General features: G+C 70.1%; 17 protein-coding genes and 1 pseudogene. 10 read left to right on the forward strand and 8 right to left on the reverse strand.

Annotated features, from left to right (window positions below; all coding sequences use genetic code 11):
• Positions 1-11 precede the first annotated feature (11 nt).
• The 4 genes and pseudogenes from KYK13_RS24385 to KYK13_RS24400 all read left to right on the forward strand — a co-directional run bounded on the left by KYK13_RS24385 (position 12) and on the right by KYK13_RS24400 (position 5,042).
• Positions 12-2,333, forward strand: a complete 2,322-nt coding sequence (locus tag KYK13_RS24385; RefSeq protein ID WP_223633945.1) for a DUF1588 domain-containing protein — start codon at positions 12-14, stop codon at positions 2,331-2,333.
• Positions 2,334-2,338: 5 nt separating this feature from the next.
• Positions 2,339-3,736 carry a DUF1552 domain-containing protein gene (locus tag KYK13_RS24390; RefSeq protein WP_223633948.1) on the forward strand — a complete coding sequence of 466 codons (1,398 nt, stop codon included), beginning with the start codon at positions 2,339-2,341 and terminating at the stop codon, positions 3,734-3,736.
• Between the two features lie 16 nt (positions 3,737-3,752).
• Positions 3,753-3,962 (forward strand): annotated as a pseudogene (locus tag KYK13_RS24395) (dihydroorotate dehydrogenase (quinone)); the annotation flags it as partial.
• Between the two features lie 117 nt (positions 3,963-4,079).
• Complete coding sequence (locus KYK13_RS24400; protein WP_223633950.1) at positions 4,080-5,042, forward strand: ornithine cyclodeaminase family protein; 963 nt, start codon at positions 4,080-4,082, stop codon at positions 5,040-5,042.
• A gap of 568 nt (positions 5,043-5,610) precedes the next feature.
• On the opposite strand, the gene KYK13_RS24405 is transcribed toward KYK13_RS24400, so the two are convergent.
• The 5 genes from KYK13_RS24405 to KYK13_RS24425 form a co-directional block, all read right to left on the reverse strand.
• Positions 5,611-6,765 carry a glycosyltransferase gene (locus tag KYK13_RS24405; RefSeq protein WP_223633953.1) on the reverse strand — a complete coding sequence of 385 codons (1,155 nt, stop codon included), beginning with the start codon at positions 6,763-6,765 and terminating at the stop codon, positions 5,611-5,613.
• On the reverse strand, positions 6,755-8,038 hold the full coding sequence (locus KYK13_RS24410) for an O-antigen ligase (RefSeq protein ID WP_223646736.1): 1,284 nt from the start codon (positions 8,036-8,038) through the stop codon (positions 6,755-6,757). Before KYK13_RS24410 ends, KYK13_RS24405 begins: the two co-directional genes overlap by 11 nt.
• Positions 8,039-8,237: 199 nt before the next feature.
• Positions 8,238-9,899, reverse strand: a complete 1,662-nt coding sequence (locus KYK13_RS24415; protein WP_223633956.1) for a DUF6178 family protein — start codon at positions 9,897-9,899, stop codon at positions 8,238-8,240.
• A 39-nt stretch (positions 9,900-9,938) separates the two neighbouring features.
• On the reverse strand, positions 9,939-10,559 hold the full coding sequence (gene yihA, locus KYK13_RS24420; RefSeq protein ID WP_223633959.1) for a ribosome biogenesis GTP-binding protein YihA/YsxC: 621 nt from the start codon (positions 10,557-10,559) through the stop codon (positions 9,939-9,941).
• 11 nt (positions 10,560-10,570) lie between these two features.
• On the reverse strand, positions 10,571-11,083 hold the full coding sequence (locus KYK13_RS24425) for a multiheme c-type cytochrome (protein ID WP_223633962.1): 513 nt from the start codon (positions 11,081-11,083) through the stop codon (positions 10,571-10,573).
• Between the two features lie 135 nt (positions 11,084-11,218).
• On the opposite strand from KYK13_RS24425, the gene KYK13_RS24430 reads away from it, so the two are divergent.
• The 6 genes from KYK13_RS24430 to KYK13_RS24455 all read left to right on the forward strand — a co-directional run bounded on the left by KYK13_RS24430 (position 11,219) and on the right by KYK13_RS24455 (position 20,155).
• Positions 11,219-11,701 (forward strand): hypothetical protein, encoded by a 483-nt coding sequence (locus KYK13_RS24430; protein WP_223633966.1) that lies wholly within the window; start codon positions 11,219-11,221, stop codon positions 11,699-11,701.
• A gap of 3 nt (positions 11,702-11,704) precedes the next feature.
• Positions 11,705-12,301 carry a dephospho-CoA kinase gene (gene coaE / locus KYK13_RS24435; RefSeq protein WP_223633968.1) on the forward strand — a complete coding sequence of 199 codons (597 nt, stop codon included), beginning with the start codon at positions 11,705-11,707 and terminating at the stop codon, positions 12,299-12,301.
• A gap of 23 nt (positions 12,302-12,324) precedes the next feature.
• Positions 12,325-13,494: an SDR family oxidoreductase gene (locus KYK13_RS24440; RefSeq protein ID WP_223633972.1), complete on the forward strand. Its 1,170-nt coding sequence runs from the start codon at positions 12,325-12,327 to the stop codon at positions 13,492-13,494.
• A gap of 538 nt (positions 13,495-14,032) precedes the next feature.
• Positions 14,033-19,150, forward strand: a complete 5,118-nt coding sequence (locus KYK13_RS24445) for a myxosortase-dependent M36 family metallopeptidase (RefSeq protein WP_223633975.1) — start codon at positions 14,033-14,035, stop codon at positions 19,148-19,150.
• Between the two features lie 124 nt (positions 19,151-19,274).
• On the forward strand, positions 19,275-19,670 hold the full coding sequence (locus tag KYK13_RS24450; RefSeq protein ID WP_223633978.1) for a MaoC/PaaZ C-terminal domain-containing protein: 396 nt from the start codon (positions 19,275-19,277) through the stop codon (positions 19,668-19,670).
• A gap of 2 nt (positions 19,671-19,672) precedes the next feature.
• Complete coding sequence (locus tag KYK13_RS24455; protein ID WP_223633981.1) at positions 19,673-20,155, forward strand: MaoC family dehydratase N-terminal domain-containing protein; 483 nt, start codon at positions 19,673-19,675, stop codon at positions 20,153-20,155.
• 21 nt (positions 20,156-20,176) lie between these two features.
• On the opposite strand, the gene KYK13_RS24460 is transcribed toward KYK13_RS24455, so the two are convergent.
• From KYK13_RS24460 to KYK13_RS24470, 3 genes are read right to left on the reverse strand one after another with little or no spacing between them, the layout of a single operon-like run.
• Entirely contained in the window at positions 20,177-20,962 is a 786-nt protein-coding gene (locus tag KYK13_RS24460; RefSeq protein ID WP_223633984.1) for a tetratricopeptide repeat protein, read from the reverse strand.
• Positions 20,963-20,965: 3 nt separating this feature from the next.
• Positions 20,966-22,813, reverse strand: coding sequence for a molecular chaperone DnaK (gene dnaK, locus KYK13_RS24465; RefSeq protein ID WP_223633987.1), 1,848 nt, complete (start codon positions 22,811-22,813; stop codon positions 20,966-20,968).
• An 18-nt stretch (positions 22,814-22,831) separates the two neighbouring features.
• A complete protein-coding gene (locus KYK13_RS24470) occupies positions 22,832-24,151 on the reverse strand; it encodes a J domain-containing protein (RefSeq protein WP_223633990.1) in 1,320 nt (439 codons plus the stop codon).
• Positions 24,152-24,163: the final 12 nt, after the last annotated feature.

Below are 24,163 nucleotides of genomic sequence, written 5' to 3' on the forward strand. Positions count from 1 at the left end.
AGACTGGCTGGATGAACCGCGTCCTCCTGCTGGCCGGACTGTTGAGCCTCGTTGCGTGCAAGGGCAACATCGGGCCAAACACCCACAACGGCGGCCCCAACAACCCAGACGGTGGGTCCAGTGGGGACCTGGGCGCCGCGTGCGTGGTGCAGTCGGTGCTCGCCAATCGCTGCGCCAGCTGTCACGGCGCGCTGCCGACCCAGGGGGCGACGATGCCGCTGCGCACCCTGCACGACATGCGGGTGAGCTCGGCGATGGATGGGACGCTCAGCAACGCCCAGCGCGCGCTCATCCGGATGCGCGACGACGCGGCTCCGATGCCGCCGGCCCCGCATGAGCGCGCGAGCGCAGCCGAACGCGCCGCGCTCGAGACCTGGATCGGGGAGGGCATGCCCCTCTGCAGTGGCACGGATGGCCCGCCCGTGACCGCCGTGGCCGAGCCCAACCTGCTCGATCAGTCCGCGCTCTTCACCTGCACCGAGGGCGTGCGCTCGGATGCGCCGACGCGCATCCGCCGCATGAACCGGCGCGAGTTCACCCGCAACGTCGGTGGCTCGGTCGAGCGCAGCTGGACCGGGTTCAGCTTCTACGACAACCCGCTCGATCCCAGCGCCATCGAGCAGTACAGCTCCTGGGCCACGGACGAGACGTTGGACGAGGCCACGGTGGAGCTCTTCCTGCCGGTGGTCGGCGCGGCCGCATCGCCATGGACGATGAACTACCCGGACGGCAACCGGATGGAGCGTGTCTTCACCGACAGCCGCTTCCGCTGCATGTTCGAGGACGCCAACCCGAGCGACGCCTGCAAGCGCTTCCACCTCGGCCAGATGCTCGAGTTCGGCGTCTTCTTCCGCCCGCCCACCGAGGATGAGCTCACGCGCCTCACCGCCTTCGCGACCGCGGTCATCGCGCAGGAGCCGAGCTACTCCCCACAAATCCGCGCGGAGTCCATCACGCGGATCTCCAACGCCGCGTGGATGATGACGGGCGCCATGTTCCGCCGCGAGATGGGCGGCGAGCCGGCCGACGGCCGCGTGGAGCTGACCAGCCTCGAGCTGGGCTCGCAGCTGGCCTACGCGCTGGCAGGGCGCGCGCCCTCGGCCACGCCGAGCTTCGTGTGGCCGTACTACTCCGCGCCCCGCGAGGGGCATCTGGCGGACGTGGCCCTTGCCGCGAAGGATGGCTCGCTCACGCAGGATGCGACGACCGCCGCGCTGATCACGAAGTACCTGGGCGGCGTCGACGCCAACCAGAACGGGACCCCGCGCTTCGATCTGGTGCAGGACTACAACGAGGATCAGCGCTCCAAGCGCGGGCAGTACTGGCTGGGTGACGGCGTCGCGGGCTTCTTCCGCGAGTGGCTCGGCTACGGGCATGTGTCCGCGGTGTTCAAGGAGTCCCCGGCGGCGACCTCGCGCTTCGAGCTCGAGGGGCTCGGCTACATCAGCTCGGTCTCGTACGACAACCTGCTCACCAACTTCCATCCGCTGGAGCCGACCTTCATCCAGCAGTTCGACGATCTCATCGCGCGGGTGGTCGTCGAGGATCAGGACGTGCTGGCGAACCTGCTCACCACACGCACCTTCTACGTGCCCTCCATGCAGAACGCGGCGTACGACTCGCACAAGGGCCTCTCTCACCCCTACAACGTCAGCGAGATCCTCCCGGCGACCGTCGCGGGCCGCTGGAAGACGCTGCCCGCCACCGAGCGCGCGGGCGTGCTGACCCACCCGGTGTGGCTGGCGTCGCATGGCGGCAACTTCGAGGACGATCCGTCCATCGTCCACCGCGGCAAGTGGGTGCGCGAGAACCTCCTGTGCGGCTTCGTCCCGCCGCTCAGCAGCGTGCAGGTGGCGGCCCAGGTCGGCCCTCACGCCGCCGACAAGAACGCGCGCCGCCGCCTGCAGGAGGCGACCGCCGGAGCGCAGTGTCAGGGCTGTCACCGTCTGATGGAACCCCTCGGCCTGCCCTTCGAGATCTACAACCACGCGGGCTTCCTGCGCGCGCGGGATCACTCGCCCAGCGGGGGCTGGACCACGCCGGACGGAAGCTCGACACTCACGTCGATGCCAGACCCCGCGCTGGACGGTCCGGTGCGCGACGCGGTGGAGTTGAGCGAGCGCCTGGCGACCTCGCGGCACGTGAAACGCTGCTTCGTGCGACAGGCCTTCCGCTACTTCATGGGACGCCCGGAGAACCTGAGCGACGCCTGCACGCTGACGCGGATGGAGCAGGCCTATGATCAGAACAGGGGCTCGTTCTCCAAGATGCTGACCACGCTGATGACCAGCGACACCTGGAAGACGCGGCGTGTGCCGCAGGCAGGAGAGTGATTGCCATGTTCTCGCGACGAACCGTCCTGAAGGGCATGGCCGCTGGCCTCTTCGCGCCCTACTTCCACGACGTCTACGCCCAGTCGTCAGCGTTGCCGGCGCGCCTGGTGCTGGTCCTCGAGTGCAATGGCGTCTACCCCCGCGCGCTCCTGAGCACGGGCACCCGCGCGGCGCTGGGTGGCCGCGCCAACACCTCCGACCGCATCTTCTGGGACGCGTACAAGGACACGCCGTTGGTGCGTGAGGGCGACAATCTCGCCAGCGCGATCAGTCTCGGGCCGCTGGCGGCGTCTTCCGGCAACATCGACCTGGTGAACCGCTCCGCCGTGCTGCTGGGGCTTTCGAACCTCATCGCGGGCGGCGGGCACTCCAGCGGGACGGGCGGGTTGAGCTGCGCGGTGAACGGCGCGGGCGCGACCTTCGACGCGGTGATCGCACCTCGCCTGCGCCGGGGCGCCCCGTTCGACGTGCTGCGCCTGGGCACCAGCTCCGCGCGCGTGTCGATCGTGTACGAAACCTGCGCGCTCGGCCCCCGCAAGCCCGCGGGCATCATCGTCAACCCGTCGCTCGCGTTCGACAGCACCTTCGGCTCGCTGCTCGGCGGTTCGACGAGTGGGCGCGATCGCAAGATGCTCTTCGACTTCGCGCTGGCCGACTCGCGCAAGGCGCTGGCGGCGTTCAGCGGCAACTCCAACGAGCGGCTGAAACTGGAGCGCTACGTCTCCTCGCTCGAGTCGCTGCGCACGCGGGAGGCTCAGCTCACAGGCATGGCGGACCGCGTGCGGCCCTACCTGCCGCCGGTGCCGAAGGACAACCCGCTGATCACCGGAGCGGGCTCGCCGCCCGACTCGCTGAAGTGGTTCGAGGCGCAGTTCCAGATCGCCACGGCGTCCCTTCTGGGGGGGCTGACGAACACGGTCGTGCTGGCGACGGGCACTTCGGGCTTCGACGTGTCCTACGGCCCGGACGTGAGCGACACCCCGCGGCACAACTTGCAGCACGGCCTGGATGCGGGGCAGAACTGGGAGAAGGTCGCCGAGGTCACCCGCCGCCACGTGCAGTTGGTGGCGAACCTGGCGAGGACGCTGGCCGCCACGCCCGAGGTTGGCGCGAGCGGCACGATGCTGGATCACACGGCGATCGTCTTCATGTCCGACAACGGCGAGCAGCACCACTCCACCTCGCGCGAGTGGCCGAAGCTCGTGGTGGGCGGCAACGCGCTGGGCCTGAAGACCGACGGGCGCACGATCGTGTACCCGAAGTACGACGCGGCCCGGAACCGGCAGGTCTCCAACCTCTTCAACACGCTCGGCCACGCGTTCGGAGACGCGGCCTTCAACACCTTCGGGCAGGAGGGCAGCACGCGCATCGCGCCGGGGCCGCTGAGCGAGCTGTTTGGCTGAGCCGTGAGAGCGGGCCGCGGAACCTGTCGAGGTGAAGGAGGCCGGCTGCCTGTCCGGCGCGCTCATGCGCGAGCTGTCCAACACCGTCATCCGCCGCGCGTACCAGCGCAGCAAGGGCGCCCTGCCCTTCATCGGCGTGGGCGGCGTCTTCACGGCACAGGACGTCTCCGAGGCGCTGCGCGCGGGCGCCACAGTTGTGCACGGACTTCATCTACGAGGGCCAGGGCCTGGGAAGGAGCGAGACTTCACATGATTCCACACTTGGAGGGTGCGGGCGGCCGTGCGACGGGGGTTGCTCGCTCCAACGCGTGCGCGGGCACGGGTGCTTGGGTATAGCGCGACCATGCCCACCCTCCTCCTCAGCGCCAAGGACCTGCGCGGCCTCTACACCGTCGAGCTCGGTCTGGAAGCCGTCGAGCGTGCATTCCTGGCCCATGGCCGTGGCGACGCGCTCATGCCCCCCAAGGTGTATCTGTCCCTGCCGAAGTACGACGGCGACTTCCGCGCCATGCCCGCGTTCCTCGACGGCGCGGCTGGCGTGAAGTGGGTCAACGCCCATCCCCAGAACCCGCGTAAGCACGGCCTGCCCACGGTGCGCGCCGTGTACGTGCTCAGTGACCCCGACACCGCGTCCCCGCTGGCCATCCTGGACGGCACGCTGCTCACCGCGTGGCGCACCGGCGCCGCGGGCGGCATCGCGTCCAAGTACCTGGCGAAGAAGCAGCCCCGTACGCTGGGGCTCGTGGGCTGCGGCGTGCAGGCGCGCGTGCTTATCGACGCGCACCGCGCCCTCTTCGGTGACCTGCAGCTGCTCCTGGCGGACGTGTCCCCGCAGGCCGCGGAGGCCCTCCAGAAGGAGAAGGGCGGCCGCGTGGTCAGCCTCCAGGAGGCCTCCGGCGCGGACATCGTCTGCTCCGCCACGCCCGCGCGCGCCCCCGTGGTCCGCCGCGAGTGGGTCCAGGCCGGCGCCCACATCAACGCCATGGGCGCGGACGCCCCCGGCAAGCAGGAGCTGGATCCGCGGCTGCTCGTCGACGGGCGCGTCTTCATCGACGACGCGGATCAGGCGCTCCACTCCGGCGAGGTGAACGTCCCGCTGCACGACGGGCTCCTCAAGCCCGAGCAGATTGCCGGAACCCTGGGCGAGGTCGTCGCGGGCCGCAAGCCCGGCCGCACCGGCACCGAGGTCACCGTCTTCGACTCCACCGGCCTCGCCGTGCAGGACGTAGCCCTGGCCCGCGCGCTCTATGACGTCGCCCTGGCCAAGGGCGCGGGCCAGCGGTTCGACCTGGTCGACGAAGGCTGAAGCACGGTGCCGGGCCGCCCGGCCTGTCCCACCTGATGCGTCCTCCTCGCGGGAACAACCCCGGGGGCGCACGGGTGCGGCGCTGTGAGGGAAAAAAGAGAGCGCTCGCCGGCACCTTGGAGTTTTACCGGCGAGCGCCCCGGGCCGCGTGCCGACTGGCAGGGCCTCGTAAAGTCGCGGCGGATGTGAAGCGGCCCGCAGGCTCACTCCACGCCACCTTCATGTTTTCCTACCGTCCGCCCCGCGTCCCGTGAGCTCCAGGCCCCGCGCTCAGCGTCCGTTTCCTTTTCAACCCCTGCGCACCAGCGGTGATTCCAGCACCCGCCTGATCCGACCCGGCCAGGGTGGGCACGATCACCGGTTCCGGCAACGCCCGTGGCGCCATTACCACGAACTGTTAACCAATCTCCACGAAAATCGAGCTATTCCCATCTATAACCTGCGCACACGCAGGCCCTGCGGAAGGCGCGCCGCCTCCACCCTACGAACGCGCCCGCCCCCGATTTCTTGGGGACGGGCGTGGATTATCCGGATCGGTCTGACATTTCCCGGCCCCCTGGGGCGGGTTTCAGCCCGGGGGAAGTCCTGCCACCTGGCGGTACAGCGCGTCATGCCGGCGCACGAGCTTCTCCAGGGACAGCTCGCGGGCGACGAAGCTCCGGGCGGCCTCGCCCATCTTCCGGGCCTCCTGGGGCTGGGACAGCAGCCGGCGGAAGGCCTGGGCCAGCTGGGCGGGCCGCTCCGGCTCCACCACCAGCCCCCGCTCGCCATCCGCGATGAGGTCCGGGTTGCCGCCCACCCGCGTCACCACCATGGGCAGCCCCGCCGCCATGCCCTCCATCACCGCGTTGGACATGCCCTCCGCCTTGGAGCACAGCACGCCGAACGTGGCCTGCCCGTAGACGGCCGGAACGTCCGTGCGGTGCCGCAGGAAGTGCACCCCGTCCGCCACCCCCAGCTCGTGCGCCATCTTCTCCAGCGCCGGCCGGCGCGGCCCGTCTCCCACGAACCATGCGTTCAGCCGCGTCCCCTCATGACGCAGCATGGCAAGCGCGAGGAGCACATCCTCCTGCCGCTTCACGGGGTGATTCATGTTGGCCACGTGGATGACCGTGGGCGTGCCGCCGGTGTCCGGCAGCGCGTCCTTGAGTCCTTCCGCGGCGCGGGCATCGAAGCGCGGCAGGTCCAGGCCGTTGTGGATGACGGAGATGCGCGAGGCGGGCAGCCCCTCCTCGCGCATCAGCATCTGGCGGATGGCCTCCGCGTTGGCGACGACGTGGTCCGCCATGCGGGTCATCTGCGCGTGCAGCAGGCGGCGCGCCTTGCCCTGCCAGTGGGACAGGTCCAGCCGTCCGACGATGACCTTCGCGCCCGCGAGCTTCGCGGCCGGCACCGCGACGATGCTGGAGTAGAAGTCGTGCACGTGCACCAGTTGCACGCGCTGGCGCTTGAGCCAGCGCGCCATCCGGTGGATCTGCAACAGCGTGTTGGGCTGCGCGAGCGACCCCTTGAGCGGGAACACCTCCGGAGCGTGGCCCAGCTTCCACACCGCGCCCATCAGGGGCCCGGCGTCCTCCAGCACCGACACCTGCAACTGGTAGCTGGAGGGCAGGCCTCGCAGCAGCTCCAGCACCTGGACCTCGGTGCCGCCAATGTGGAACGACCGGGTGAACTGCACCAGGCGGAGGGGCTCCTGCCCCACCCGCGCATCCTCACGCCGCATGCCCAGACCCCTCCCACGTGGCCACCGGCGCGGGTTTCATCGCCGGCTGCCTCCCCACCGTCAGGGCGCGCTCCCGTGCCTGCGCGATGCGGTGCGCGCTCGCGGCCAGGCCGAAGAGCACGTAGCAGTGCGCGGACAGGATGTACCCCGAGAACAAGTCACAGATGAGATAGCCCGCCACCGACGCCAACAGCGCCCGCGCCAGCCAGCCCATCTCCGTGTCCGCGGACGCAGCCGCGGCTCCGCCCACGGCGCCCCCCGAGAACACCAGGAAGCACAGGAGGCCCACCCACCCGAGCTCCCCGATGACGTCGAGGAAGATGTTGTGCGCCACGTAGGCGCGGTGCGCCTCCGGCGGCGCGTACTGGAACCACGCGTAGCGGAAGCCGCCCGCGCCCACGCCCAGCAGCGGCCGGTCCAGGCTCATGCGGCTGGCCACCTGCCACGCGTAGACGCGGCCCATGGCGGACGCGTCCTCGTGGAACGCCGCCACCGTCTCATTGCGCTCCCAGAAGCTCTTGGGCGCGAACACCGCGAGGCCCGCGACGAACACCGTGCCCAGCACGATGGCCTGCATGCGGCGCTTCTCACGGATGGCCCACATGGCCATGGCCACCGAGAGGCCAATGAAGCCGCCGCGCGAGTGCGACAGCACGATGGCCACCACCGCCAGCACCGCGGACACCGCGCACAGCACGCGGAACACCCACGGGGTGCTCTTGCGCGCGAGGAACGCCACCGCGAGCGGCACCACCAGCACCATGTTCATGGCCATGTGGTTGGGGTCCGCGTACACGCCGACCCAGCGCGAACGGAAGCCCTCCACCATGTTCTCGCCAACGATGTACCAGTTGATGACGCCAATGGACGTCACGATGGCGCCCAGCACCATGGCGCCGCACACCACCGCCAGCCGCCTGGGCGTGGTGAGGACGTTGACGAGCGTCAGGTAGATGGCCGTGAGCTTGAGCAGCTCCACGCCCTGGACGCGTGTCACGTCCGGGTTCACGCTCCACGCCACCGAGCAGAACGCCAGCGACGAGAACGCCAGGAGCGCGATGCCCCGCGCGCCATCGAAGTAGATGGGCTCGGCCTTGCCGATGCGGCGCATCACCATCAGGCCCGCGGCCAGCCCGGACGTCAGCAGCGCGAGCCGCAGCGGCTCCAGCGCGGGAATCCACTCACCCGGCACGGCGTACATCACCGCCGCGAACCCCGTGAGCATGAAGAAAGCCAGTACGTCGCGACGCTTCCCCTCCGCGCCCGCTCCCATGTACGCCACCCCTTTGCTGTCGGTCGCTCGTCCCGTCACGCGCGTGCCCCTGGCCCTCGTTGCGGTTTGCGAACTGCAAACAGCTAGCGGCCCAGGGGCAAAGCAGCGCGCGTGCCAGGAACCCGCGTCGGGGATCGCCCGTATCTTCGGGCGGTTGCGGGATCGCCCGGGACCGCCGGGCGGCGCAAGGCTGAAAAAGCTACGGGACCGGCGCGCTCTCCATCGGAAGCACCGCGGAGGCGATCACATCCAGGCGGCCTTCCCGCAGCCACGCCGGGCCCAGCTCCGACAGCAGCCCCGCCAGCGTGACGTTCACCACCCGACGCAGCTCCTCGCGCGCAGCTTCCGGCACCGCGGGCGACAGCGCCGCCACCGCGCGCTCCGCCGCGCTCGCGCGCAGGCGGGGAGCGTCCGGAGTGCCTTCGAACAGGCGCTGGCCCAGCTCCACCGTGCGCCCCAGCGGCACGGGCCGCACGTCCACGCGCTCCTCCAGCACGGCCATGGACACGACCGCCGCCCACAGCCGCTCCACGCCCAGCACGTCCAGCGACACGCCGAAGCGCGCCATCACGGTGTGCGCCGCGTCCTCGGAGCCTCCCAGCAGCGCGGCCAGCGCCGCCACCTGCGCTTCCGCCCGCGCGAGCAGCGCTTCCGAACCTGCCACCTCCCGCAGCGAACGGAACGGCACGGCTTCCGCGCCGGGGACGCGCAGCGCGCGCCGGGGACGCTTGCGCCTCAGGGCCTCCAGCCCGGCGGCCTCCTCCGGGAGCACCAGCGGCACGTCATCCAGCTTCATGAAGGGCCGCTTGAAGAGGCGATCCGCGCGGTACTTGAGCTGGAGCGTCAGCGTGAAGCCCACCTGGAAGACGCGGCGCAGCGGCGTGTCCCGCAGCACCTCCGGAGCCTTCGTCGGGTCCGCGCCCGTCAGGTGCTCCAGGCCCAGCGACAGGTAGTCGCGCACCCATTCGCCCACGCGGCGCACGGCGTCCAGGTCCCCCGGGTCGCCCAGCTCCGCGACGAGCACCGCGTTGGCCACCTCGCGCAGCTCGTCCTCCGCGTTCATCCGCTCCACGTCGGACAGGTCCCGGAAGGCCGCCTCCAGGTAGTCCACGTGGCCGCCCGAGGCGGTGAGCGCGGGCGTCCCCGCCCCCGTGGGGCGCGGCGGTACATCCACGCGGCTGAAGAGGGTCAGCGCGTCCTCCAGCGAGGGGAAGCCCAGGTCCGCCAGGCGCGCGCGGCGGAACTGGAACGCGGTCTCCTCCAGCTCGGAGGGGATCTCCCAGCGCACGGCCTCGAAGAGGCGCACGGCCTCGAAGGGGTTCTCTGCGATGAGGTCGTTGAGGAGCGCGCGCATGGCGGACATCTCAATGCCCTCCGCCTTCAGCTCCACCAGGTAGCGCCCCTCCGGGGTCTCCACCGTCACGCCCTGCGGATTGACGTCCGGGTTCTCCTCCAGGTCGTGGACGACGGTGAACTCCTTGAGGAGCGTCTCCACCACCTCCAGGTCCACCGCGTGCACCTTGCGGAGGAAGTCCTCCAGCTCGTCGCCGCGCGCGGCGCGCAGCCAGGTGAGCACCGCGTGCGGATCCAGCTTGTCCTTCGTCCAGCCGCCCAGGTCCACGAAGGTGCGGAACTGCGCGGGCGACGCCAGTTGCACGAGCTCCGTCGAGTCCGCCAGCCCCACCTCCTGGATGGTGACGTAGAGGTCCTCCGCGGGCAGCGAGCGCACCAGCGCGGCCGTGTCCTCCGCGTCGAAGAGCGCCGTCACCCGCTGGCGCGGGGTCAGGCGCATCCACCGCTGACGCTCCTCGCGAGGCGCGAGGGGCGAACCACCACCATTCGTCTTGCCGTTCTGGGACACGCCGGGGGTGCTACCACAGCGCGCCCGGCCCCGGCAGCCTCAGACGCGGGTGGCCTTGCCGAAGGTGTCCAGCAGCGTGCCCCATACCTCCTCCACGCCCAGCTTCTCCGTGGAGGAGAACGGGAGGACCGCCTCGCGGGGCAGCTCCAGCTGCTCGGCCAGCTTGTGCAGCCGGGGCTTGCGCTGCGCCTTCGTCAGCCGGTCCACCTTGGTGGCCACGACCAGGATGCGGCGGTTGTACTCCTGCAGGTAGTCCAGCGTCTGCAGGTCCTCCGGCGAGGGACCCACCTCCGCGTCGATGATGCTCACCACCACCTCCAGCCGGTGCCGGTTCTTGAGGTAGGTGGTGATCATCTCCTGCCACTGGGCCTTGTCCGCCTTGCTCGCCTTGGCGAAGCCGTAGCCGGGCAGGTCCGCCAGGCGCACCGTGTGGCGCACGCCGTCGCGGTCCAGGTCCACGTCGAAGAAGTTGAGCGTGCGGGTGCGCCCCGGCGTGTTGGACACGCGCACCAGCTTCCGCCGGTTCGTCAGGGCGTTGATCATGGACGACTTGCCGACGTTGGAGCGGCCGACGAAGGCCACCTCCGCGGCGTGGTCCGTGGGCAGCCCCTTGAGCTCCACGGCGGTGGTGACGAAGCGGGCGTCGAGGATCTTGATCAAGCGGGGGTCACTTACTTCTTCGCCGTGGCGGGAGCCGGCGTGGAGGGGGCCGCGTCCGCGCGGGTCTGCTGCCTGCGGGCGCGCTCGGCGGACCAGTGGTCGATGGCCTTCAGCGCTTCCTTGAAGTCGAACGGGCGCAAGGACGGCGAGGACGCGTCGTGGCACGTGCGGCACTGCTTCTCCGACGGGTCCACCAGCCCCACCAGCCGCGCCAGCTCCGGGTCCTTCATCACGTAGGACGGCGAGTAGTACTGGCCGCCGCCGTGGCACGTCTCGCAGGTGACGGCCGACAGCTGCTGCTCCGCCTGGTCCGGCGCGTGGCAGGACAGGCAGCGCGCGTCCTTCTTCTGCGTGTCCGCCAGCGTCTCCGTGGCCCGGGCGTGCTTGGACTTCATCCACGCGTCGTACGCCTCCGGGTGACACCCCTTGCAGCTGTCGGGGCCCGTGAAGTCCGCGGCGCCGGCGAGGCCGCCGCAGAGGGCGAGCAGGAGGGCGGAAAAGACCCGGAAGGCACGAGAAGACATGCCTTGAGCACGTAGCAGAGGCCCCTGGAGGGGGCAAGGCGTCTCGTTCGTGATTGAATACCGGGCGGACAGGTGCGTGGCTTGAGGTAACGGACCTTGAGGCGTGCCTGCCTGATCCGCTAGGGAGGAGTCGTGATGCGGACCCCCGTGATTGCCGTCCTGTTCGCCGCCGCTGTCCTTGCCGTCTCCCTGCCTGCTTCCGCCAAGCCGTGGCAGGGCATCGAGCCCGGGTCCTCCAAGAAGGAGGACGTCCTCAAGAAGTTCGGGGAGCCGTCCCGGACCATGACCCAGGATGGCAAGGAGATCCTGGCCTACTTCCAGAAGGAGGCCATCAAGGGCACCACCCAGGCCCAGTTCAAGGTGGACCCGGACACCCAGCTGGTGGAGCGCATCGACGTCTTCCCCGGGCCGGTCATCGAGAAGGACACCATCGAGAACAGCTACGGCCCCGCGTGCCCGGGCGGCGCCATGCCCGCCACGCCCTGCTACCTGCGCAAGCTGACGGACGACTTCCGCACCTACTTCCTCTACGTGAAGCTGGGCGTGGCCATCTTCTTCAACGAGGACGGCAAGACGGTGCAGTCCTTCGTCTTCACCACGCCCAAGGCCGCGAAGTAGCCCGTGCGAGTCTTCGGCCTGACGGGCGGCATCGCCTCCGGCAAGAGCACGGTGAGCCGGATGCTGCGGGAGCTGGGCGCGCGCGTGCTGGACGCGGACGTGCTCGCCCGGGAGGTGGTGGAGCCCGGCACCCCCGGCCTGAAGCGCATCGATGAACGCTTCCCCGGCGTGGTGGGCCCCGACGGCCGCCTGGACCGGGTGAAGCTGGGCGCGCACATCTTCGCGGACGCCTCGGAGCGGGCCGCCCTCAACGCCATCGTGCACCCGGAGGTGCGCGCCCTCTTCCTCCAGAAGCTCCAGGCACTGGAGGCGGAGGGCGTCACCCACGCCGTCTACGACGTGCCGCTGCTCATCGAGACGGGCCTGCACACGGCGATGGAGGGCGTGGCCGTGGTGTGGGTGCCCCGGGACGTGCAGAAGGCGCGGCTGATGGCGCGCGACGGCCTCACGGAAGCTCAGGCGGAGGCGCGGCTCGCAGCGCAAATGGCGCTGGATGACAAGCGCGCGCACGCGACGTGGGTCATCGACAACAGTGGGACGCCGGAGGCCACCCGTCCCCAGGTGGAAGCGGTGTGGCGGGCGATGCTCGCACACGGCTGACGGGCGGTTATGCTGCGCCGCGAATGAGCGACACGGCGACGACGCGGCAGGGCCCTGGCACCTATTTCATCACCGGCTATCCGGGCTTCATCGGCAAGCGGCTGGTGGAGCACATCGCGCGGGAGGACCCGCGGGGGCACATCTACGCGCTCGTGCAGCCCAAGGCGTTCAAGGAGGCGCAGGCACTCGCGGCGAAGGTGAAGGGCGCGCGCGTGGAGTTGCTCACCGGCGACGCGGTGGACATGCACCTGGGCCTCTCCGGCGAGGAGTACCAGCGCCTGTGCGAGCGGGTGACGGACATCTTCCACCTGGCCGCGGTGTCGCAGCTGGGCGTGCCCAAGGAGACCGCGTGGCGGGTGAACGTGGACGGCACGCGCAACATGCTGGAGCTGGCGCGCGACTGCGAGAACCTCTCCCGCTTCAACCACTTCTCCACCTGCTACGTATCCGGCGACCGAGTGGGCGTCATCGCAGAGGACGAGCTGGACCGGGGCCAGTCCTTCCGCAACGCCTACGAAGAGACGAAGTTCCAGGCGGAGCGGCTGGTGCAGCGCGCCAGCGCCACCCTGCCCGTCACCATCTTCCGTCCGTCCAGCGTGGTGGGTGACTCGCGCACGGGCGAGATCGATCGCTTCGAGGGCCCCTACTACCTGGGCATCCTGCTCGTCACGTCTCCGCTGGTGGTGCCGCTGCCGCTGCCGGGCAACGGCGTCGCGCCGCTCAACGTCGTCCCGGTGGACTTCGTGGTGGAGGCGGTGTGGCGGCTGTCGCGCGACGCACGCGCGAAGGGGCGCACCTTCCATCTGGTGGACCCCAACCCCATGAGCGCGCGGCGTGTGTACGAGCTCATCGCGGAGAAGGCCCACAAGCGGCTGCCGCGCTTCAACCTCTCCGCGCGCGCCGCGGACGTGATGCTGCGGCTGCCCGTGCTGGAGAAGCTGGCCCGGCCTCAGCGGGCCGCCATCAGCTACGTGAACCACCTGGCCATCTATAATTGTCACAACACGCTGGAGCTGCTCGACGGCACCGGCGTGCGCTGCCCGCCGCTGTCGTCGTATCTGGACCAGCTCGTCGCCTACGTGCGCGAGCAGTACAAGCAGCGCAAGGAGGGCGCGGAGGTGGAGGATCCGCTCGACCACGGTCCGCTGCACTCGCGCGACGAGGACACCGCCGCGCCCCGCTCGCGTCGCTGAACAGGGTTTCCGTCCGGACGCAAGGTGCGGCGCGGCGCTTTCGACACGCACGCGCCCGCCTGGCCGCTACGGCTTATTCCAGACTGACAATTGTTACTGGGTTGCTAACGCAAAGTTGCTGTGGCCCCCCTCTTTTCAACGAAACAGTGACCTGGTTAGCATGCGCTCCCACTGAATCCGGCGCGGTGAACACCGCCGCGTTCGGCAGAGTGGGTTGGAGCGCAGCGCTTGCCGGAAACCGTTGACAGTCACGTCGCATGTGTCGCCCCGGGTTCGGGTGTGGCGCCCGGACTGTCTGGCCTGTCGAAGCGCGCTGCCCCTGCCCTGTTCGCCTCGCGCGTCACGCCTTTCGTCGCTGAGCTCCGCGCCGTCGTCCATGCGACCTCTGGCGTTGGGCAACGTTCCCTTTCGGGCTGTTGTCCACCCACGGTCCGCCATCCGTAAGGAGAGGCCCGCCCCCCGGCGGACCTCTCCTCGTGCAGTCGTCGTCCCGCAGTCCCCTCGTCCGGCAGTACATCACCCCCAAGAAGGAAGGCGCATGCGTCTCAGGGAAAAGCTGTTGACCAGCCTGCTGCTGGTGCCCCTCGCGGGTACCAGTGCGTGGGCCAAGGAGCGGTCGAATTACGACGCGTTCCTGGAGCAGCGGGACTCCCGCTCTCCGGCCGTGGATTCCAACACGGCCATGTCCCGCGGGCTTCGCATCGAGCAGACCGAGCAGCGGCTCGGCGTTCCCACGTTCGCGTGGGCGACGCAGGACGGTGCGCAGTCCAAGTCCGTCATCCGCAACGGCATGACGCCGGAGAGCGCGGCGCGTGCGCACCTGCAGGCGGTGGCGGACAGCTACCGTCTGACGAGTGACGACGTCGCGGGCGCCAGCCTGCGCTCGGTGCACAACACCGGCAAGGGCGCCATCATCGCGACCTTCAACCAGTCGGTGGGTGGCATCCCCGTCTTCCGCAATGAGATCAAGGTCGTCATGGGCCAGGACCTGCGCCTGGTGGCCGTGAGCGGCTACCTGGCTCCGTCCGAGCTGGGGCTCGCAGCGCGCAGCAAGGCGCGCGCCGGCTTCAACCTGGCCGCCGCGGACGCGGTGTCCGGTGCGTTCAAGGACCTGACGGGCTCCGGCACGCAGGCCGCCTCGTTCATCAACGCGGGCACGAAGGGTGATTACACCTTCTTCGAGCTGGCGCCTTCCGCGAAGTCCGCGCTGCCGCAGGACCTGGCCACTCCGGCCCGCGCCCGGCAGGTGTTCTTCATGCTGGCCGGCAAGCTCGAGCCGGCCTGGTACGTGGAAGTGAACGCCGGTCCCAAGGCCGCGCGCTCCAGCGAGTACTACGCCTACGTGGTCTCCGCGGCCACCGGCCAGGTGCTCTTCCGCAACAACCTGACGGCGGACGTCGGCGCTGCGTTCACGTACCAGGTCTGGGCGAGCAACCAGTCCCCGTTCCTCCCGGACGACGGTCCCCAGGGCACCGACGCGACCCCGCACCCCACGGGCAACCGCGACGGCTACCAGGCCCCGCTGAACCGCCCGCAGCAGCAGATCAGCCTGGCCAACAGCCCCTACAGCAAGAACGACCCCTGGCTGCCGGCCAACGCCAAGCAGACCACGGGTAACAACGTGGACGCGTACGCGGACCTGTCCGCGCCGGACGGCTTCCAGCCGAACAGCGCCGACATGCGCGCGGAGACGACGAGCGACAACACCTTCGCGTACGTCTACGACACGACCAAGGCCCCGGGCTCCAGCCCGCAGCAGATCAAGGCCTCGGTGGTGAACCTGTTCTACGTGAACAACTTCCTGCACGACTGGTACTACGACTCCGGCTTCGACGAGGCCGCGGGCAACGCCCAGTCGTTCAACTTCGGCCGCGGCGGCGTGGAGGGCGACCCCATCCAGGCCCAGGCGCAGGACTACGGCGGCCGCAACAACGCGAACATGAGCACGCCGGCCGACGGTGCGTCGCCGCGCATGCAGATGTACGTGTTCGACGGCACGCCCGTGCTGTCCGTGACGGCGCCGCAGTCCCTGGCCGGGGTCTACGAGGCCACCTCCGCGAGCTTCGGTAAGCAGGCCTATGATACGACGGGAGACATCAAGAGTGCTCCCGCCGCCAACATCCTGGGCTGCAGCGCGTTCGACCCTGGTTACTTCACCGGGAAGATCGCCCTCATCGACCGCGGCACGTGCGACTTCAACGTCAAGGCGGACAACGCCCAGAAGGCGGGCGCGATCGCCACGGTCATCGTCAACAATACCTCGGGCAGCCCCCTCGCGATGGGCGGCACGAACGCGGCGGTCACCACCCCGGCCCTGATGATCACCCAGGACTCGGGCGCGGCGTGGAGGGCGGCGCTCGCCACCCAGACGCTGACCGTGAAGTTCCTGCGCGAGCCGAACCAGGATCGCGACGGCACGCTCGACAACGGCATCATTGCGCACGAGTGGGGTCACTACATCAGCAACCGCCTCATCGGTAACTCCGCGGGCCTGACCAACAACCAGGGCCGCTCGATGGGCGAGGGCTGGGGCGACTTCCACGCGATGCTGCTCCAGGTTCGCGCGGAGGACCAGGCCAAGCCGGGCAACGGCAACTGGCAGGGCGTCTACAGCACCGCGGGCTACGTCACCAGCGGTGGCAAGAACCAGGGCTACTACTACGGCATCCGTCGCTTCCCCTACACGACGGACATGAGCAAGAACGGCTACACGTTCAAGCACATCCAGAACTACACCGCCCTGCCGCTGGAGCTCGCCACGGCGAGCAACACCAACAACGCCGAGGTCCACAACAGCGGTGAGGTGTGGGCCACGACGCTGTGGGAGTGCTACGCCAACCTGCTGAACGCGCACCCGTTCTCCGAGGCGCAGGACCGCATGAAGCGGTACCTCATCGCGGCCTACAAGGCGACGCCGAACGCTCCTACCTACACGGAGGCGCGCGACGCGCTGCTGGCCGTCACGCTGGCTGCGGATCCCGCGGACTACCAGCGCTTCGTCGCGGCCTTCGCCAAGCGCGGCATGGGCTTTGGAGCCAAGTCGCCGGACCGCAACACGTTCGACCACATCGGCGTGACGGAGAGCTTCGCGGCGGGCGGCAACCTGGAGGTCACCAGCATCGCGCTGACCGACACCCAGGGCGGCTGCGACCAGGACGGCATCCTGGACATCGGCGAGCAGGGTGAGCTGAAGATCACCGTGCGCAACGTGGGCGGCACCGGGCTGAGCGCCTTCACGGGCACTGTCAGCACCACCAGCACCACGGCCACCCTGCAGTTCCCCGCGGGGACCATCGTCTCCGTGCCGGCCCTGTCGCGCGGCGCCGAGGCCACCGTCACCCTGCCGGTCAACCTCACCGCGACGTCCAATGCGGTGGCGACCGCGGGCCTGAAGGTCGTCTTCGACTCCAACGAGATCCCCACGTCGGCGAAGACGGTGACGTTCGATCCTCGCGTCAACTACGACAACGTCCCGGTGGCCTCCAACACGGAGACCTTCGAAGCCGGCCTGTCGAGCTGGACCAATTCACGGGCGCTCTCGTCCTCGGGTGACTTCACGCTGGAGGGCACGACCGCCAACCGCTACGCGCACGCCAAGGACCCGGGCACCGCGACGGCTCTCTCCCTCACCAGCCCCTGGATCAAGGTCGATCCGTCGACCAACTTCGTCTTCAGCTTTAGCGAACGTCACTCCTTCGAGTTCGACTCCAATCCCGCCTACTACGACGGCGCGGTGGTGGAGTTCACCGTCGACGGCGTGGAGTGGCTGGATCCCTACGAGTATTTCCGCCTGAACCCGGGCTACAGCGCCTTCCTCGAAGTGGGTGGTGCGAACCCGCTCGAGGACCGCGCCGCGCTGGCGGGGGTGAGCACGGGCTTCCCGGCCTTCCGCACGGTGACCGTAAACTTCGGCAAGATCTTCGCGGACAGCCAGATCTCGAACGTCCGTTTCCGCTTCGTCGTGGGCGCTGACGTGGGTGTCGGCGGCTACGGCATCGACATCGACAACGTGAAGTTCCAGGGTGGCTCGCCCGTGTTCCAGGCCCAGGCGGAGCAGCCGGCCTCCACGGGCACATGCAACCTGCGCCCGGTGGCCAACCCGGGTCCGTCGATCACCGTCGCCGAAGGCAAGCTCGTCAACGGCATCCTCCAGCGTACGACCGTCACCCTCAACGGCACCGGCAGCTTCGATCCGGACGCCGCCCCCGGTGACACGCTCACCTACAACTGGACGCAGACGGGTGGTTACACGCCGGTGACGCTGACGGGCGCGAACACCGCGACGCCCAGCTTCGTCGCGAACGTGGACTACGACGACGTCCTCGCCTTCCAGCTCGTCGTCACTGACGCGTCCGGCAAGGCGAGCCTCCCGAAGACGGTGGAGATCGGCATCGCCAACGTGAACCAGCCCCCGGTCGCTGACGCTTCGGCTCCGGAGACGGTGAACGAGGGCGCGACGGTGGTCCTCGACGCGTCGGCTTCCACGGATCCGGATCCGATCGACCAGGACGACCTGGAGTTCGCCTGGAAGCAGACGGGTGGCCCGGCCGTGGTGCTGACGGGCGCTGACTCCGCCACGGCCACGTTCACCGCTCCGGAAGTGGAGGCGAATACGCAGCTGACCTTCACGGTCACCGTGACCGACTACGACGGCGCCTCGAGTTCCAAGGCCGTCGCCGTGACGGTGAACAACGTGGACCGCGCTCCGGTGGCCAACGCTGGCGCGGACATCGAGGCGGATGCACGCTCCACGGTGACGCTGTCCGGCTCCGGCTCGGATCCGGATGGCACGCCCGTCACCTACGAGTGGGCGCAGACCTCCGGTCCGGCGGTGACGCTGTCCGGTGCGGACACGGCGACGGCGACCTTCACGGCGCCGGACGTCAACACCCCCACCGAGCTCACCTTCAAGCTCACCGTGTCCTCGGGCGGCCAGACGGCGTCCGACCTGGTCAACGTGACGGTGCGCAAGTCCAACCGCCACCCGGTGGGCCAGGCTCCGGCCTCCATCGACGCGAACGAGGGCACCAACGTGGTGCTGGACGCTTCCGGCATCACGGATCCGGACGGTGACGCGCTCACCTACGTCTGGGCCCAGGTCGGTGGCCCCACGGTGCAGACCACGGGCGCGGGCACGGCCCAGCTGGCCTTCACCGCGCCGCAGGTCCAGGCCGACACGGCCGTGGCCTTCAGCCTCACCGTGACGGACTCCGACGGCGCCACCTCCGGCCCGTTCGTCTACACGGTCAACGTGAAGCAGGTGAACCAGGGCCCTGTCGCCAAGGCCCGCGTCATCTCCGGCATCCGCGGCGGTGAGCTGGTGAAGCTCGACGCCTCCACGTCCACGGATCCGGACAACGAGCCGCTGACCTACACCTGGGCGCAGACGGGTGGCCCGTCCGTGACGCTGTCCGGCACCAACTCCGCCGAGGCCAGCTTCACCCCGCCGGCGAAGAAGACGCTGGAGACCTACGCCTTCACCGTCACGGTGAAGGACGCGGGCGGTCTCTCCAGCACCGCCGAGGTGAAGGTCTCCGTGCCGAAGGCCGACGACGACGGCGGCGGCTGCTCCTCCACGGGCGGCTCCGCTGGCGGCATGGCGCCGCTGATGGCGCTGTTCGCGGCGATGGCGCTCGCGCGCCGTCGCAAGGCGTAGGCCTGGACGCTTCGTCCTGAAGTCCTGAAGTGACGGGGGCGGTCCTCACGCAAGGTGGGGGCCGCCCCTTCTTCGTTTCCGGCGGGACGTCCAGGCCCGCGGATGCGGTAGGCTCGCGCGCCTCATGGCACGCACGTTCCAGGTGGGAGACACCTTCACGCACGTCCGCCAGTGCGACCGGCTGCGGCCGGTCTATTACGCGGGCGCTTCCGGGGACTACAACCCCATCCACATCGACCCGGAGGTGGGCAGACTGGCCGGCTTCAACGGCGTCATCCTCCAGGGGCTCTGCACGCTGGGCTGGGCCGTGGAGGCCGTGGCCGCCTTCGTGGGGGACCCGGGGCTCGTGCGCCGTGTGAAGGTGCGCTTCTCCCGGCCCGTGCTGCCCGAGGACACCGTCACCTTCCAGGGCCGCGTCACCGCCATCGCGGACGGCCGGCTCACCACGGAAGTCACCGCCACCAACCAGCGCGGCGAGCCCGTCCTCCGGGGCGCCGTCGTGGAAACCTCGCTCGGATAGCCATGGCCCTGGACCCCAAGTTCGTCGGCCGTGCCTACGGCCCCTTCACCTACGAAGTCGGCCTGGAGAAGCTGCGCGAGTTCTCCCTCATCCTCGGCGGCTCCGTGCCCTCCGCGGGCACCTTCGGTGAGCCTCCGGCGCACGTGAGCCCCCTGCTCTATTCGCGGGAGGCGGCCCAGGCGGGCCCGTATGGCGACGTCATCGCCTTCCCCAGCTTCGCGGTGGTCTTCGCCATCCGCCCCTTCAGCGCCGCCATCGCGGACCCGGAGCTGGGCGTGGACCGCGTGCGGCTGGTGCACGGTGAGCAGGAGCTGGAGTTCCTGGACGTGATTCGCCCCGGGGATGTGCTCACCACCACGGGCTCCATCACGGAGCTCTATCGCAAGGCGGGCATGGACTTCCTCGTCGTCACCACGGAGACGCGCAACGCGAAGGGAGAGCCCGTGGTGCGCGGCGTGTGGACGGCCGTCATCCGCCCCGCGTGACGCCCAGGGCAGCGTCGCGGCCTACTCGCCGGGGGCGATGATGCCCTCGTCGAGCAGCTGCGCGAGGATGCGCGCAGTGTCCAGCCGCGACATGCCGGACAGCGCGAACAGGTCGTCGAAGCTCACCGCGCCGTCAATCTGGGCCAGCACGAAGCCCGCGCGGTGGTCCAGGTTGAGCCAGATGATGTCGTCCGGCTGAAGCCGGACGCGCGGCATGCGGTTCAGGTCCCCCAGCCGGGCCTCCAGCATGGACATCAGGATGCGCTCGCTGCGGTCGCGCAGCGCCTCCACGCGCGGGTTCTCCGGCGCCAGGGACTGGGCCCGGCGCAAGAGCTCCACCGCGCCGGAGTGGTCATCCAGCGCCAGCAGGTCCTCCGCGCCGCGCAGCAGGCGCTCCACCTCCGAGCCCTCCGGCAGTCCGCCCACCGGAGCGAAGGTGTCCGGCAGGCCGAACTCCTGCGTGCGGTGCGCCTCCGCGAGCAGGTCCAACGCGTCGCCGCGCATCCCCGTGCCTTCCGGCAGGCTCACGGATTCACGCAGGGGCTCTTCCACCGGGCCCGGCGTGGAGGGGCCAGCCCAGGCGCCCCAGTCCACTTCCTGCTCCGGGTTCGCCAGGTTCCACCCGGTGTCCCCTCCCGCGGCCCCCGGCTCCGGCGAACCGTCCCGCCCCAGCAGCCGGCGGGCGCGGACGTTGTCCGGATCCAGCTCCAGGGCCCGGGCGAACAGCCTCTCCGCGCCGGCCGTGTCGCCACTCAGTCGCAAGAGCAGCCCGGCTTCAACGAGCGCCTTGGCCCGGAGCGCGTTCATGGGCTACCTCCCCGGCGTCCCGCGCCCGCCCGCCGAGCGCAACAGCGGCAGGCTCTGGGCCAGGGACTCGCAGGCGCGGGTGAGCGCGCCCACGTCCTCGCCGCCGCGCGCCTGGCGCGCATGGTCCAGCGCGGCCTCCGCGCGGGCGACGACGTCGGGTGACAGGCCGCCGGCGCCGGGCATGAGCCGCACGCGGGACAGCGCGTCCACCACGTCGCGGGCGAGGATGTCCAGCTCCATGCGCTTGGACTTCAGCTCCTCCGTGTTGCGCGCGGCCACCAGCCAGTCGCGCTGCTCGTCCATGATGCGGCGCAGCTCGTCCTCGGTGAGGCCGCTGGAGGCGGTGACGGTGATGGACTGGCGCAGGCCCGTGTCGCGGTCTCGCGCGGACACCGACACGATGCCCTCCGCGTTGATGTCGAACGTCACCTCGATTTCGACCTGTCCTCGCGGCGCCTCGCGCAGGCCGGTGAGGAGGAACTCGCCCAGCAGCTCGTTGTGGTGCGCGAGCTCGTGCTCGCCCTGGAGCACCATGATCTTCACCGTGCGCTGGAAGTCCTTGGAGGTGGCGAACACGTCCGTGGCGGACGTGGGCACGGTGGTGTTGCGAGGGATCAGCCGCCTCACGTAGCCGCCCGCGATGGCCACGCCCATGCTCTGGGGCGTGACGTCCAGGAGGAGCAGCTCGCTCTGCTGGCCCACCAGCGCGTGTGCCTGGATGGCGGCGCCCAGGGCCACCACCTCCTCCGCGTGCACGCCCTTGCAGGGCTCGCGGCGGAAGTACTGGCGCACCTGCTCCACGATGCGGGGCATGCGCGACATGCCCCCCACCAGGATGACCTCCTTCAGGTCCGAGGGGCGCACCTTCGCCTCGCCCAGCACCTCCGACGTGATGCCCACCAGGCGCTCACCCAGGTCGTTGGTGAGCTCCTCCAGCTTCTCGCGGGTGAGCGTGGACTGCAGGTGCAGCGCGGCGCCTCCGCCCGGCGGCGTGCAGATGAAGGGCAGGTGCACCTGCGTCTCCTTCACCGACGACAGCTCCACCTTCGCCTTCTCCGCGGCGTCCTTCAGCCGCTGCAGCGCCATGCGGTCCTTGCGCAGGTCGATGCCGTGCTCCTTGGCGAAGCCGAACACCATCCACTCGATGATGCGCTGGTCCCAATCCTCGCCGCCGAGGAAGGTGTCACCGCCGGTGGCCACCACGTCGAAGACGCCGTTGTTGATCTCCAGCACCGACACGTCGAAGGTGCCGCCGCCCAGGTCCAGCACGGCGATCTTCCCGTTCACCGTGCGGCCGAAGCCGTAGGCCAGCGCCGCCGCGGTGGGCTCGTTGATGATGCGCAGGACGTCCAGCCCCGCGATGCGGCCCGCGTCCTTGGTGGCCTGGCGCTGGCCGTCGTTGAAGTAGGCCGGAACTGTGATGACGGCCTGGGTGACGGGCCGGCCGAAGTGCGCCTCCGCGTCCGCCTTCAGCTCCGCCAAGATCATGGCGCTGACCTCCGGCACGGCGAGGTCGCGGCCCGCCAGCCGGATGCGCACGTCGTCGTGCTGGCCGCCCACCACCTGGTACGTGAGCGCGCGCAGCGCGTCCTGCACCGGGTGCGAGGAGAACTTACGGCCGATGAGGCGCTTGGCCGCGGACACCGTCTCCTGCGGGTTGGTGATGGCCTGCCGCTTGGCGATGCTCCCCACCAGCCGCTTGCCGTTCTTCGACACGGCCACCACGGACGGGGTGAGGGCCTGGCCGGTGCGGTTCTTGATGATGATGGGCTGACCGTCCTGCACCGTGGCGACGAGGCTGTTCGTCGTCCCCAGGTCGATGCCGATCAGCGGTTCGGGCTCAGCAGCCATGGGGACGCATGCACCTCATCACGTGAACGTCCAGCGCAGCTTCTTGAGGGCGGCGCGAGCGTCTGCGTTGTCCGGGTCCAGGCGCACGACCTCTTCGAAGTGGTGCTTGGCCTGCTTCTTCTGACCTGCCACCAGGAGCAGCTGGGCCAGGAGCAACTGGTAGTCCGCCCGCCCCGGCTTGAGCTCCACCGCGCGCTGCGCGAGCTTCAGCACCTCCTGCGCGTCCTGCGTCAGCTCCCGTCCGACGCGCGCCGCCTGGAAGGCCGCCTCCGGGTTGTCCGGGTTGAGCGACACGGCCAGCTTGTAGGCCGCCTGCGCTCCGGCGAAGTCCCCGCTCATCTCCAATTGCTGGCCGCGCTCCACCTCCGCCTGCGCGCGCGACAGGTCGTGCTTGCGGCGCGCCTCCATCAGCAGCTGCGTGACCTCGCGGTTCTTCGGGTCCAGGCCCAGCACGTGGTTGAAGTCCTGGTAGGCCCGCTCGAAGTCGCCGCGCGCGGTGGCCGCCTTGCCCCGGGCGATGAGCTCCGTGAGCTTGTGGCTGCGCGCCATGTACGGGTGGCGCGCGAGGCGGGCCTGCCGCTCGGCGCGGCGGGCCTCGGACTCCGGATCCTCCGGGGGCGCGACGGGGGGCGGCGCCGGAGCGGCCGGGGGCGTCACCGCCGCGAAGCCACTGCCGGACACCGTGCGAGCCGGGGCCGTCACCGCCGCGAAGCCGCTGCCGGACACCGTGCGCCCGGCCGGGGGCGGCGTGGGCGGGCGCGCGGCCGGAGGCGGCGGCGTGGGAGGGCGCGGTGGCTCCTGACGGCTGAGGGCGTTGTGGGCGTCCGTGAGGCGCTTGAAGATGCGCTCCAGCCGGGCGCGGAAGCTGCCCAGGTTCTTGCCGAAGTAGCGGTCCGGGTGGAAGCGGCGGGACGCGTTGTAATACGCCTGCTTCACCTCCTGCGGGGACGCGCCTCGAGCCACGCCCAGCACCGCGTGGTGGTCCATCCCGTCCAGCGAGCGCTCCATCTCGATGATGTCGCGCTTCTGCTCGGGATCCAGGTCCACCTCCTCCGCCATGGCGGCGTCCACCACGGGAGCGGCGGGCGGGGCGCGCTGCACCACCCGGGCGGGCACGATGGCCCCCTTGGCGCGCAGCGACAGCAGCACGGCGATGGTACGCGCCTCGCCCAGCGAGGAGCGGGAAAGCACGGCGTCGATGCGTTCGACACGGCCCACCAGCGCCAGCACCGAGCCCTCCTCCGGGCTGAGCTGGAGACGGGCCGGGTCCAGGTGGGGCACCGTGGCGATGTGGTCGGTCCTGCCCCCCAGGCCGACGATGGGGTTGGGCGCGCTCAAGGTGTCAGTTTC

The organism is Corallococcus sp. EGB, assembly GCF_019968905.1.
GTDB lineage: Bacteria > Myxococcota > Myxococcia > Myxococcales > Myxococcaceae > Corallococcus.